Source organism: Streptomyces sp. AC550_RSS872 (assembly GCF_019049285.1).
Classification (GTDB): Bacteria; Actinomycetota; Actinomycetes; order Streptomycetales; family Streptomycetaceae; genus Streptomyces.
Genome location: NZ_JAGMUL010000198.1, coordinates 39185 through 51914, shown reverse-complemented (window position 1 = coordinate 51914; position 12730 = coordinate 39185). Strand labels below are relative to the sequence as shown.

The following is a 12730-nucleotide window of genomic DNA, read 5'->3' as shown; positions in this document are numbered from 1 at the left end:
CTCTCTCGCTCAGTCGTCTTCGTTGTCGCCGAAGTCGGGGCGGACGTCCCGGGCGGCCATGATCTCGTCGTTGGAGGTGCCGGCGGCGACCATCGGCCACACCATGGCGTCCTCGTGGACGATGAAGTCGATGACGACGGGGCGGTCGTTGATGGAGTTCGCCTCTTCGATGACCTTGTCGAGGTCCTCCGGCCGCTCGCAGCGGATCGCGTAGCAGCCCATGGCCTCCGACAGCTTCACGAAGTCGGGGACGCGGGTGCCGGCGCTCGGCTGCTTGCCGTCCGCCTCCGGGCCGCTGTGCAGCACGGTGTTGGAGTAGCGCTGGTTGTAGAAGAGGGTCTGCCACTGACGGACCATCCCGAGGGCGCCGTTGTTGATGATGGCGACCTTGATCGGGATGTTGTTCAGGGCGCAGGTGGTGAGCTCCTGGTTGGTCATCTGGAAGCAGCCGTCGCCGTCGATCGCCCAGACGGCCTTGTCCGGGGCTCCGGCCTTGGCGCCCATCGCGGCCGGGACCGCGTAGCCCATGGTTCCGGCGCCGCCGGAGTTCAGCCAGGTGGCGGGCCTGTCGTACTGGATGAAGTGCGCGGCCCACATCTGGTGCTGGCCGACGCCCGCCGCGAAGACCGTGCCCTCCGGGGCGAGTTGGCCGATGCGCTCGATGACCTGCTGCGGGGACAGCGAGCCGTCCTCGGGCTGGTCGTAGCCGAGCGGGTAGGTCTCGCGCCAGCGGGAGAGGTCCTTCCACCAGGCGCTGTAGTCGCCCTGGTGGCCCTCGGCGTGCTCCTTCTGGACCGCCTGGACCAGGTCGGCGATGACTTCGCGGGCGTCCCCGACGATCGGCACGTCGGCGGCGCGGTTCTTGCCGATCTCGGCCGGGTCGATGTCGGCGTGGACGATCTTGGCGTAAGGGGCGAAGCTGTCCAGCTTGCCGGTGACGCGGTCGTCGAAGCGGGCTCCGAGGGCGACGATCAGGTCGGCCTTCTGTAGCGCGGTGACGGCGGTGACCGCACCGTGCATGCCCGGCATTCCCACGTGCAGCGGGTGGCCGTCGGGGAATGCGCCGAGCGCCATCAGGGTGGTGGTGACGGGCGCTCCGGTGAGTTCGGCGAGGACCTTCAGCTCGGCGGTGGCACCGGCCTTGATCACACCGCCGCCGACGTACAGGACCGGCCGCTTCGCGGCGGTGATCAGCTTGGCGGCCTCGCGGATCTGCTTGGCGTGCGGCTTGGTGACGGGCCGGTAGCCGGGCAGGTCCATGGCGGGCGGCCAGGAGAAGGTGGTCTTCGCCTGGAGGATGTCCTTGGGGATGTCGACCAGAACCGGTCCCGGACGGCCGGTGGAGGCGATGTGGAACGCCTGCGCGATCGCCCGGGGGATGTCCTCCGCCTTCGTGACCAGGAAGCTGTGCTTCGTGATCGGCATCGTGATGCCGACGATGTCCGCCTCCTGGAAGGCGTCCGTACCGATCGCCTTGGACACGACCTGCCCGGTGATCGCGACCAGCGGCACCGAGTCCATGTGCGCGTCCGCGATCGGCGTGACCAGGTTGGTGGCGCCCGGCCCGGACGTGGCCATGCACACCCCGACCTTGCCGGTGGCCTGCGCGTAACCGGTGGCCGCGTGGCCGGCGCCCTGCTCGTGACGGACCAGCACGTGGCGCACCCGCGTGGAGTCCATCAGCGGGTCGTACGCCGGCAGGATGGTGCCCCCGGGAATGCCGAATACCGTGTCGGCGCCGACCTCCTCGAGCGAACGGATGAGGGACTGCGCACCCGTGACGTGCTCGGGGGCGGACTGGTGTCCTCCGGATCGGGGCCGCGGCTGCGGATTATGGGCCCCGGTGGCCTGCTCGGTCATCGGCATTCTCTTCTCGATGCTGAGGGTTTTTGCGAGGTTTGAGCGGAGTTTCGATGCTGCACGACTGGTGCCTGTGCAACAAAAAACCCCTCGTGCCAAAAGGCAAGCGAGGGGAGCGCGCCGGGTGGGGTCGCTGGGAGTTCCGGGCCTGTCCGGACGTCACCAGCTTCAGCCGACGCGCTTTCCAAGTACGAGAATTCGGGTGCGCATGGCACTGACCCTCTCCCCGGCGCACACCCACTGTCAAGTAGGTGGGACGGGAGTCTCATTATGTGAACGCAGGGCACTTCCGCCTCCCGGAACGGCGGGCACACCACTGGTGTACACCCCGGAACCGCTCCTTTCCATGGTCGCTCACCTCCCGGGCACCACTGTCGGCGTCGAGGCCGCGAACGCGGGCTCCTCCGCCCCGTGCGGCACCGGATAGCGGCCGGCACCGATCGCCCGGCGCAGCCGGTACTCGTCCAGGGGCCCGGAGAACGCCATGCCCTGCCCGTGCGTGCACCCCATCGCGCGCAGGGCGACGACCTGTTCCGGCAGGTCCACGCCGTCGGCCACGGACTGTAGCCCGAGGTCGCCGGCGATCCGCAGCAGCCCGCCGGTGATCTTGTGCAGCCGCGCGGACTCGACGACCCCCTCGACCAGACCACGGTCGAGTTTGAGTACGTCGACGGGGAGCCTCCGCAGGGCCGTGATCGCCGCGTATCCGCTGCCGAAGCCGTCCAGGGCGATCCGGACGCCGAGTCGGCGCAGACCGCTCAGCCGGCGCTCCAGCTCGTCCAGTGAGACACGGGGGTCGAGGTCGGACAGCTCGATGATCAGCGACCCGGGCGGCAGCCCGTGCCGGGTGAGCAGCGTCTCGATCGAGCCGAGCGGCATCGACCGGTCGAGCAGCCGGCGCGCGCTCATCCGTACGGCCACGGGTACGGCGAGCCCGGTCGCGGTGCGCTCGGCGGCCTGCTCCACGGCCTCCTGAAGCATCCAGCGGCCCAGCTCGGCGGTCTTGTCGCTGTCCTCGGCCACCCGTAGGAACTCGGCGGGCGTGAACAGGACCCCTTGCGAGGACCGCCAGCGCGCCTGGGTGACGACCGACGTGATCCGGCCGTTCTCCAGGCACACCACCGGCTGGTGCAGCAGCGCGAACTCACCGTCGTGCAGCGCGGCACGCAGGCGCGTGGCCAGCTCCGCCTTGCGTACGACATCCTGCTGCATCTGCGGCTTGTACAGCTCGACGCGGCCCTTGCCGCCCGCCTTGGCTCGGTACATCGCCAGGTCGGCGTTGCGCAGCAGCTCCCCCGCGCCGAGGCCCGGCTCGGCGAAGGCGACGCCGATGGAGGCGTTGACACGGACATCGTTGCCGTCGATGAGGTACGGCTGGGACAGGGTCACTCTGAGGCGGTCGGCGAGCTCCAGGATGTGCCGCTCGCGTGCGGTGCGGTCGCGGGTGCCGTCGCCGGCGATCAGGGCCGCGAACTCGTCGCCGCCGAGCCGGGACGCGGTGTCCCCGCCCCGGACGGCGTCCTGGAGTCTGCGGGCGGCCTGGACCAGCAGCTCGTCCCCGGCCTGGTGCCCGATGGTGTCGTTGACGCCCTTGAAGCCGTCGAGGTCGATGAAGAGCACGGCCGTGTTGCGCAGGGCGACGCCCCGGTCGGAGGCGCGGCGGCCGGACAGGGCCTGCTGGACCCGCTTGGTGAACAGGGCGCGGTTGGGCAGGTCGGTGAGCGGGTCGTGCTCGGCGTTGTGCTGGAGCTGCGCCTGGAGGCGCACTCTTTCGGTCACGTCCCGGCTGTTGAAGATGAGGCCGCCGTGGTGCCGGTTGACGGTCGATTCGACGTTGAGCCAGCCGTCGTCGCCGGAGCGGAAGCGGCATTCGATGCGCGTAGTGGGTTCCTCAAGTGGGCTGGCGGCGAGGAAGCGGCGCACCTCGTGCACCACGCAGCCCAGGTCCTCCGGGTGGATGAGATTGGCCAGTTCCGTGCCCACCAGTTCCTCGGCGGAGCGGCCGTAGACCCCGGCGGCGGCCGGGGAGACGTACCGGAGGATGCCGCTGGGTGCGGCGATCATGATGACGTCGCTGGAGCCCTGCACCAGGGAGCGGAAGTGGTTCTCCTTCTGCGCCAGTTCCTGGGTGAGGGTGATGTTGTCGAGCAGCATGATGCCCTGGCGCATCACGAGGGCGAGCACGACCGTGCCGCCGGTGATGAGCACCACGCGGTCGACGCTGCGGCCGTTGAGGACGTTGTAGAGGATCCCCAGGGTGCAGACGGCGGCGGCGAGGTACGGCGTGAGCGCGGCCAGGGAGCCGGCGATCGGCCTGGTGACCGGGTACCGGGTGTGATCACCCCCCTGAGCGGGCGGCGTGTGGTGGTGGCTTGCGCCGCGCTGTCCGGGCACGTGCTCGTGCACCACACGCGTGTGCCCGGCCCCGTCGTGCCGTTCGCCGTCCGCGTTTCTCGGCGCGGCCCACGGGGCGTACGCCAGGAGCAGCGAGCCGGCGAACCAGCCCGCGTCGAGCAACTGGCCGGAGCGGTAGCTGTTGTGCAGCAGCGGCGAGGTGAACAGGGCGTCGCACATCACGGTCAGGGCGAGTGCGCCGATCGCGGTGTTGACCGCGGTGCGGTTCGCCGAGGAGCGACGGAAGTGCAGCGCGAGCACCATGCTGACCAGGGCGATGTCGAGCAGTGGGTAGGCGAGTGAGAGCGCGGTGTGCGCCACGCTCTCGCCGCCGCTGGAGTCGATCTTGGCCGCCTGGGCGAGGGCCAGGCTCCAGGCCAGCGTCAGCAGCGAGCCGCCGATGAGCCAGGCGTCCAGGCCGAGGCAGACCCAGCCTGCCTTCGTCACCGGACGCTTGGCGAGCACCAGGAGTCCCACGATGGCGGGCGGCGCAAAGCACAGGAAGAACCCGTCGGCGTAGGACGGGCTGGGCACGGGCCTGTGGAGAACGACCTCGTACCACCCCCAGACCAGGTTTCCCAGAGCCGCCATCGCGGAGGAGAGGGCGAACAGCAGCCAGGCGGGTCGAAAGCGGATACGGCGGCTACGGGCGTAGTGGAAGCAGGAGACGGCGGCGACGCCGGCCGCGGCCGCCAGCCCGAAGTCGCCCATGATCAGCGCGACTTGGTCCGAACCCCAGCCGAGCGCGGAACCGAGGGCGTATCCCGCGCACACCACGGCCAGAACGAGTTGCGGGACGAATCCCGTGCCGCCCCCGAACGAGGGGCGGGGCAGTGTCGCCGCCGACGAAGGCTGTACCCGCAGCCCTGCGTCGAGCGTGCTCGTGGAGGGCGTCGGCGAGCTCACCGGGTCCTCCCGGTCCGCACCGCTCGCGGGTCCCGAGGGTCCCGGTGCGCTGGGCGCGCATGCCGCCCGCGGGCACTGTGTCCGCGGTGGTGGTGAGTGTGACGGCAGCTGGGAGTGCCGTGGCGGCCGCGCCTGCGCGCGGCCGTTCGCCAGGGTCGCCGTCGACGGCCCCGCCGCGTCGGATCGCTCGTCCATAGGCCGTGCATCGCCCGTCGCCCCCCTCACAAATCTGAAATGTCCATCCCCGGCGCCGAACAGTGCGCGGCGCAGCCCCTGTCGGGACGATACACCAGTCTCGTCACTCAGGGACATAGCACCTCTACGCTCCGTGACGACCAGCGCATATGCGAGTACGGACCGCTTCCGGGGGGTTGCGGACGGTACTCGAAGCGGATTTCCGGTCTGTTGCTCGCGGCGTGCGCGAGGCGCGCTCGACGCTCAGTCGATGAACGTCACGCGCGTGTCGCGCCCGTCGTAAGGATCACGTTGCGCAGGGGCTCGCGGTTCACGAACCGCGTCAACTGGTCCACCAGCAGCCGCTTGGCGCGGGGCAGGAACGCGGAGGTCGGCCCGCCCACGTGCGGGCTGATCAGCACGCCCGGCGCACGCCACAGGGCGTGGTCGCGGGGCAGTGGTTCGGGGTCGGTGACGTCCAGGGCGGCGGTGAGGCGCCCGGCCTCCAGCTCGGCCAGCAGCGCCTTGGTGTCCACGACGGGTCCGCGGGCGACGTTGACCAGCAGCGCGCCGTCCTTCATGCGGGCGAGGAAGTCGGCGTCGACCAGGTGGCGGGTGGTCTCCGTCAGGGGCGTGGAGACGATCACGACGTCCGCTTCCGGGAGGAGGGCGGGCAGTTCGGTGAGCGGATGCACTTCGCCGCGCGCCGTGGTGCGCTCAGAGCGCGCGACGCGTGCCACCCGCGCGAGTTCAAAGGGTGCGAGCCGGTCCTCGATGGCGGCGCCGATCGAGCCGTATCCCACGATGAGGACGTTCTTGTCCGCCAGCGCCGGCCGGAATCCGCCTAGCCACTCCCCCTTGTCCTGGGCTCGCACGAAATCGGGGATACCGCGCAGCGAGGCGAGGATCAGCGTGAGCGTGAGCTCACCGGTGCTCGCCTCGTGCACCCCGCGCGCGTTGCACAGCCGCACGCCGGGCCGAAGGTGCTTCAGGCCCGGCTCGACGTGGTCGATGCCGGCGGAGAGCGTCTGGACCACCTCCACCCGGGTCATCTCCGGCAGGGGACGCTGCCCGAGCGCGGGCGGCTTCATGTACGGGACGACGTAGAAGGCGCAGGCGGCCGGGTCCGCGGGAAAGTCCTCGGCACCGTTCCAGAAGCGGTATGCGGGGCCCTCGGGGAGGCCTTCGATCTCGTCCGGCGGGATGGGGAGCCACACGTCAGCAGTCATGGTCAGGAGGCTAGGGCCTCCCCCGGCGGACCAGGTCGGCTTCGAGCAACGGTTCCTTGTCGGCGCAGGTGAGCAGGGTCTGCGCGTGCGGCAACGCGGCAGATGGGCGTGCCAGACCCCGCGACGCCGACATGCTCCGCCGGGGAGCCCTCGGTCAGGCGAACAGGTGTGCAGAGGTTAGGTTGGGGTGCCGGAAGAGGGAGGGTTACGGCCAGGTGGAGCGCAGGACGATCGGCGCGGCGGCACTCGCGGTGGGAGCCGTCGGGCTCGGGTGCATGCCGATGAGCTGGGCGTACAGCTCGTCGCGGCAGCGGGGCGAGGAGTCGGTCAGGGCGGTGCACCGGGCGCTCGACCTGGGCTCGACGCTGCTGGACACGGCCGACATGTACGGCCCGTTCACCAACGAGCTGCTGGTGGGGCGGGTGTTGAAGGAGCGCCGCCAGGACGCGTTCGTGTCGACCAAGGTCGGCCTGCTGGTGGGCGAGCAGCACATCGTGGCCAACGGCCGCCCCGGCTATGTGAAGCGGGCCTGCGACGCCTCTCTGCGCCGCCTCCAGACGGACGTGATCGACCTCTACCAACTGCACCGCGCGGACCCCGAGGTTCCCGTCGAGGAGACGTGGGGCGCGATGGCGGAGCTCGTCCAGGCCGGAAAAGTACGGGCGTTGGGGTTCTGCGCCGTGGGCGCTCGAGGCGGCCGCCGCTCCGGGACCCGTCTGTACGACGCGACGATCCGCCAACTGCACCGCGTGCAGCAGGTCTTCCCGGTGAGCGCCGTACAGGCCGAGTTGTCGGTGTGGTCGCCCGACGCCCTGGAGGCCCTCCTGCCGTGGTGCGAGGCACGCGGCGTGGGCTTCCTCGCGGCGATGCCGCTGGGCAACGGCTTCCTGACCGGCACACTCACTCCCGGCCAGGGCTTCGAACCGGACGACGTCCGCGCCCGGCACCCCCGCTTCACCGCGGAGATGATGGCAGCCAACCAGCCCATAGTCGCCGGCCTGCGCCGCATCGCGGCCCGCCACGGCACCGAGACCACCCCGGCCCAGATCGCGCTGGCCTGGGTGCTGTCCCAGGGTCGGCACGTGATCGCGCTCCCCGGCACCAAACAGGAACGTTGGATCACCGAGAACGCGACAGCCGCAAGCCTCCGGCTGACGACAGAGGACCTGGCCGAGGTGGCGGAGCTGCCGGGGGCGCTGGGGTCCTGGGACTGACGTCGCGCGGTCGCCGGGCGGGGTGATTCACGATTCGTGGATCGGGAACCTGTGAGGCTCGAGCGGTGTAAGAAAAGTAGAAACTGCCGCGTCGAAGGGACCGTGATCGTGCCACGTCGAGTTGTGACGGCCGTAATGGCCGCGGCCGTACTTGTGCTGACGGCCGGTTGTTCCTCCGACGACGGGGGATCGCCGGGTGGCGGCGGGGCCGCGGCGTCGAGCAGTGACAAGGGGGCGTCGCCCACTGGGCGGGCCGCCGAGGAGACGCCGCCGGCGCAGGGGTCCGTGAAGGTGGTGCGTACGGTCGCCGAGGGACTGGCCACCCCTTGGGGCTTGGCCCCGCTCCCCGGCGGCGATCTGCTCGTGTCCTCCCGCGACGACGCCACGATCACCCGGATCGACGGGGAGACCGGCAAGAAGACCGAGCTGGGCGAGGTGCCGGGGGTGTCGCCGGCGGGTGAGGGCGGCCTCATGGGCCTGGCGCTGTCGCCGGACTACGCCTCGGACCGCATGGTCTACGCGTACTTCACCTCGGCCTCGGACAACCGCATCGTCCGCATGCTGTACGACGAGCAGAAGCCGAGCGGCGAGCAGCTGGGCGCACCCGACACCATCCTCAAGGGCATCCCCAAGGGCTTCATCCACAACGGCGGCCGGATCGCGTTCGGCCCGGACAAGATGCTGTACGCGGGCACGGGCGAAAGCGGTGACACGGGCCTGTCCCAGGACAAGGAGTCCCTGGGCGGCAAGATCCTCCGCCTGACGCCGGAGGGCGAACCGGCTCCGGGCAACGCCTTCACCGACTCCCCCGTGTACTCGTACGGCCACCGCAATGTCCAGGGCCTGACCTGGGACTCCGAACAGCGCCTGTTCGCCGCGGAGTTCGGCCAGGACACCTGGGACGAGCTGAACGCGATCAAGCCGGGCGACAACTACGGCTGGCCCGAGGTGGAGGGCAGGTCCGACGACGCCAAGTACCACAACCCGCTGGCCCAGTGGGGCACGGACGACGCCTCCCCCAGCGGCATCGCCCATGCCGAGGGGTGTGTCTGGATGGCGGGCCTGAAGGGCCAGCGTCTGTGGCGGGTCCCTCTGAACGGCACAGAGGCGTCGGCGGACCCGCAGGCCTTCCTGGAGGGCGAGTACGGCCGGCTGCGGACGGTCGTCGCGGCCGGCGGCGACAAGCTGTGGGTGACGACGAGCAACACCGACGGGCGGGGCGACCCGAAGGGCGGGGACGACCGGATTCTGGAGGTGCAGGTGAGCTGAGCGACCTCACCCCGTTCCGTCGGCCTTCCTCTCCCCCTCCCCCTCGCCCTCGCCCTCGCCCTCGCCCTCGCCCTCGGTGGCGTCCTCCCCGGCCGACGGGTCCGGCATCCGTACGACGACCTTCCCGGAGGCGAGGTCTATCGGCCCGCGCACGGGGTCGCTGTCCCCGACGTCCTCACGGGTCAGTTCCAGACGGTTCTGTTCGTCGCGGGTGTGCTTGCGGCCGGGCGCGAAGAGTTCCTCGAACGCGTTGAACACGGAACCTCCCAGGGCCGATGTCCCTTACAGCGTAAACCTCGGACCTACGCCCCCGAGCTGAGAGATTCGGACACGAACAGCCCCATCCGATGCACCAGCGCAGCGGCCTCGCCCCTCCCGGAGACGCCGAGCTTGCCCAGGATGTTCGACACATGGACGCTGGCCGTCTTCGGGGAGATGAAGAGTTCCTCGGCGATCTGGCGGTTGGTGCGGCCGGCGGAGACCAGACGGAGGACGTCGCGTTCGCGGGTGGTGAGGCCGAGGGAGTCGGCGGGGCCGGTCGGGGGCGGTGGCGGGGCTGCCGTGAGGGTGAGACGGGCTCGCTGGGCCAGGCGGGTCGTGGCGTCGACGAGCGGGCGGGCACCCAGATGGGTGGCGGCGGCCCGGGTCAGACGGAGCAGTTCCGTGGCGCGGGCCCGTTCGTCGTCCCCGCCGATCGCGAGCAGCGCCTCGGCCAGACGATGGCGGACCTGGGCGAGGTCGTAGGGGCGCTCCAGGGCTTCGAAGGCGGTGACCACGTCCGACCAGGTGTCGGGCGCGAGGGCCCGGTTCGCGGCCCGGTCGAGTTCGGCTCGGGTCCACTTCTCGTACGCCAGCCACAGGGGCGCGCCCGTGGTGAGCTTGCGGACGGCCTCGAAGAGCCGGTCCAGGAAGGCGGTACGGCCCTCCTGTGCGGCGGGCAGCGCGTAGGCGCGGGCGTCGGACTCGGCGATGGCGGCGGCCAGCAGCAGGGGCCAGGCGTAGCGCTGAGTGCCGGGCGGGAAGCCGGCGCTCAGGGCCCGGTCGGTCTCCGTGCGGGCATCGAGGAGGCGGCCCTCGGCGGCGGATACACCGAGGGCGACGTAGGACATCGGCAGGTTGTTCTGCGGCATGGGGTCGTGCGTGCCGTAGAAGGCGCGCGCGGCGGCCAGATGACGGCCGGCCTCGGCGATGTCGCCGCGGGCGAGCGCGAGGCGTGCCAGGCTGTTCGAGCCGCCGCCGCGCGGCTTCGCCGCCTGCCCCGTGCGCTGGGCGTTCACCGCGGCGTCGGCAGCCTCCTCCCAGCGGCCCAGGGAGATCAATGACTCGGCGAGGTTCGCCCAGATCCAGGCCTCGGAGTCGCGCAGGCCCCACTGCTGCGTGAGCCGCAGGCCCTCGCGCAGGATGCCTACGGCGTCCTCGGAGCGGCCGACGCCTTCGAGGACGGACGGCAGGTTCACATGGCTGCGGCCCACCACGGCGGTGAGGCCACGGACCAGTACCTCGTCCCTGACCTCGTGCATCTGGGCCAGTCCGGTCTCGATGTCCCCGGCTTCGACCATGAGGCCGCCCAGGGTGAGGCGCGCGTTCAGTTCGATGTCCTCGGCGCCGACCATGCGCGCGTACTCGACGGCCCGTTCGGCGGCCGACATGGCGTCGGGGCCGGGGTCGCGGAGCATCGACCAGTTGGCCGCGGTGGCCAGCACCTCGGCGTGCACCTCGGACGGCGGCAGGCCGCGCACCAGTTCCTGTGCGGTGCCCAGCTCCTTCCAGCCGTCACCGCGGGCCTGCGCCTGGACCAGCCGGGAGCGCTGGACCCAGAACCAGGCGGCGCGCAGGGGATCGCCCTCGTCCTCCAGCAGGTGCAGGGCCCGCTTGGTGATCTTCAGGGCGCGTTCGCGCTCTCCGCAGAGCCGTCCGGCGACGGCGGCCTCGGCCATGAGGTCGAGGTAGCGCAGGGGTGTGGTGGCGGGGTCGCAGCCGCAGGGCGGATAGGCCTCGGCGTAGTCGACGGGACGCAGGGTGGCGCGGATGTCCTCGGGGGCGGAGTCCCACAGCTCCATCGCCCGTTCCAGGAGCCGTAGCTGCTCGGAGTGGGCGTGCCTGCGGCGGGCGGTGACGGAGGCGTCCAGGACGGCGGGCAGGGCCTTGGCCGGGTCGTGGGCGTGGTACCAGTAGCTGGCCAGCCGCATGGCGCGTTCGTCGGCCGGGACGAGCGTCGGGTCGGCCTCCAGCGCTTCGGCGTAGCGGCGGTTGAGGCGGGAGCGTTCGCCGGGCAGCAGGTCGTCGCCGACGGCCTCGCGGACCAGGGAGTGGCGGAAGCGGTAGCCGTCGCCGCCGGGTGCGGCGGTGAGGATGTTGGCGTTGACCGCGGCCCGCAGCGCCTCGATGAGATCGTCCTCGGTGAGCCGGGCGACGGCCTCGATCAGCCGGTACTCGACGGTGGAGCCGCCCTCGGCGACGATCCGGGCGACCCTCTGGGCGGCCTCGGGCAGCCGCTCCACCCGTACGAGGAGCAGGTCGCGCAGGGTGTCGGTGAGGCCGGTGCAGCAGCCCTCGTGGGCGGCGACGGCGAGTTCCTCGACGAAGAAGGCGTTGCCGTCGGAGCGTTCGAAGATCTCGTCGACCTGGCCGGGGTCGGGTTCGGTGGCGAGGATGCCGGCGATCTGGCGGCCGACCTCGGCGCGGTTGAAGCGGCCGAGTTCGATACGGCGGACCGTGCGCAGACGGTCGAGTTCGGCGAGGAGCGGGCGCAGGGGGTGCCGGCGGTGGATGTCGTCGGAGCGGTAGGTGGCGAGGACGACGAGGCGGCCGGTGCGCAGGGTGCGGAGGAGATAGGCGAGGAGGTGGCGGGTGGAGGCGTCGGCCCAGTGCAGGTCCTCCAGGGCGACGACGACCGCGCGACCGGCGCCGGCGCGCTCCAGGAGGCGGGCGGTGAGCTCGAAGAGGCGGGCCATGCCCTCCTCGTCGGAACGGTTCGCCTCCCGGACCGGTGCCGTGTCCGCCAACTCGGGCAGCAGCCGGGCCAGTTCCTCCTCCTGGCCCGCCGCGGCCGCGGCCAGCTCGTCGGGCAACTCGCGGCGCAGGGCGCGCAGTGCGGTGGAGAACGGGGCGAACGGCAGCCCGTCGGCGCCGATCTCGACGCAGCCGCCGACCACGACGACGGCGCCCTCGCGGGCCGCGGCGGCCGCGAACTCCTCGACGAGGCGCGTCTTGCCGACGCCGGCCTCGCCGCCGATGACCAGCGCCTGCGGGTTGCCTGCGGCGGCCTGGGCGAGGGCGTCGTGCAGCGTCTCCAACTCGGTTGCGCGACCGACGAACACGGGGCTTACGGACCTGCTCTCCACAGGGGCGAGCATCGCACGTGGCGCTGACAGTCCGGCACCGGTTTTCCGGGGGCTGCCGCCCCCGGACCCCGGCTTCGGCCCCGAGAGGGTCTCGTCCTCAAGCGCCGGACGGGCTGAAAGAGACCGCCCGGCATCGGCCATCACGCGGTGCGTGGCTGCCGGTGCCTGCGGAAGCGGGACGTATGTTCCTCCGTCGCCGCACCCTCAGTGGAGCGTTCCGCGGCCTCGCGGCGGGCGGCGCGGCGCAGGCGCACCGCCTCGCGGGCCTGGCGGTCGTGCTCGGCCTGGCGGATCAGTTCGGCGGAGCGGAGGTGGTGGAGTTCGTAGCCGTGCATGGCAG

7 protein-coding genes and 1 pseudogene are annotated in these 12730 nt (G+C 71.5%); 2 read left to right on the top strand and 6 right to left on the bottom strand.

The window, feature by feature from the left end; all coding sequences use genetic code 11:
- Nucleotides 1-9: 9 nt before the first annotated feature.
- The 3 genes and pseudogenes from KUM44_RS42020 to KUM44_RS42010 all read right to left on the bottom strand — a co-directional run bounded on the left by KUM44_RS42020 (nt 10) and on the right by KUM44_RS42010 (nt 6563).
- Complete coding sequence (locus KUM44_RS42020) at nt 10-1860, bottom strand: acetolactate synthase large subunit (protein WP_217215033.1); 1851 nt, start codon at nt 1858-1860, stop codon at nt 10-12.
- A gap of 243 nt (nt 1861-2103) precedes the next feature.
- Nucleotides 2104-5160, bottom strand: a pseudogene (locus tag KUM44_RS42015) (putative bifunctional diguanylate cyclase/phosphodiesterase).
- A gap of 452 nt (nt 5161-5612) precedes the next feature.
- Complete coding sequence (locus tag KUM44_RS42010; RefSeq protein WP_217215032.1) at nt 5613-6563, bottom strand: 2-hydroxyacid dehydrogenase; 951 nt, start codon at nt 6561-6563, stop codon at nt 5613-5615.
- 215 nt (nt 6564-6778) lie between these two features.
- Between KUM44_RS42010 and KUM44_RS42005 the strand changes: the two genes are divergently transcribed.
- Both KUM44_RS42005 and KUM44_RS42000 read left to right on the top strand, forming a co-directional pair.
- Nucleotides 6779-7777: an aldo/keto reductase gene (locus KUM44_RS42005; RefSeq protein WP_217215031.1), complete on the top strand. Its 999-nt coding sequence runs from the start codon at nt 6779-6781 to the stop codon at nt 7775-7777.
- Between the two features lie 135 nt (nt 7778-7912).
- The gene (locus KUM44_RS42000) at nt 7913-9046 is read left to right on the top strand and encodes a sorbosone dehydrogenase family protein (RefSeq protein ID WP_217215165.1); all 1134 of its coding nucleotides are present in this window, start codon (nt 7913-7915) and stop codon (nt 9044-9046) included.
- 6 nt (nt 9047-9052) lie between these two features.
- Here the strand turns inward: KUM44_RS42000 and KUM44_RS41995 are convergent, their stop codons facing one another.
- The 3 genes from KUM44_RS41995 to KUM44_RS41985 form a co-directional block, all read right to left on the bottom strand.
- On the bottom strand, nt 9053-9304 hold the full coding sequence (locus tag KUM44_RS41995; RefSeq protein ID WP_217215030.1) for a DUF6191 domain-containing protein: 252 nt from the start codon (nt 9302-9304) through the stop codon (nt 9053-9055).
- A gap of 44 nt (nt 9305-9348) precedes the next feature.
- The gene (locus KUM44_RS41990; protein ID WP_217215029.1) at nt 9349-12402 is read right to left on the bottom strand and encodes a helix-turn-helix transcriptional regulator; all 3054 of its coding nucleotides are present in this window, start codon (nt 12400-12402) and stop codon (nt 9349-9351) included.
- A 128-nt stretch (nt 12403-12530) separates the two neighbouring features.
- On the bottom strand, nt 12531-12725 hold the full coding sequence (locus KUM44_RS41985; protein ID WP_217215028.1) for a hypothetical protein: 195 nt from the start codon (nt 12723-12725) through the stop codon (nt 12531-12533).
- Between the last annotated feature and the right edge of the window lie 5 nt (nt 12726-12730).

Bases quoted from the DNA above. Each gene is read 5' to 3' on its own strand.
- KUM44_RS42020 (WP_217215033.1), bottom strand. From the start codon at position 1,860: ATGACCGAGCAGGCCACCGGGGCCCATAATCCGCAGCCGCGGCCCCGA.
- KUM44_RS42000 (WP_217215165.1), top strand. From the start codon at position 7,913: ATGGCCGCGGCCGTACTTGTGCTGACGGCCGGTTGTTCCTCCGACGAC.
- KUM44_RS42010 (WP_217215032.1), bottom strand. From the start codon at position 6,563: ATGACTGCTGACGTGTGGCTCCCCATCCCGCCGGACGAGATCGAAGGC.
- KUM44_RS41990 (WP_217215029.1), bottom strand. From the start codon at position 12,402: ATGCTCGCCCCTGTGGAGAGCAGGTCCGTAAGCCCCGTGTTCGTCGGT.
- KUM44_RS41985 (WP_217215028.1), bottom strand. From the start codon at position 12,725: ATGCACGGCTACGAACTCCACCACCTCCGCTCCGCCGAACTGATCCGC.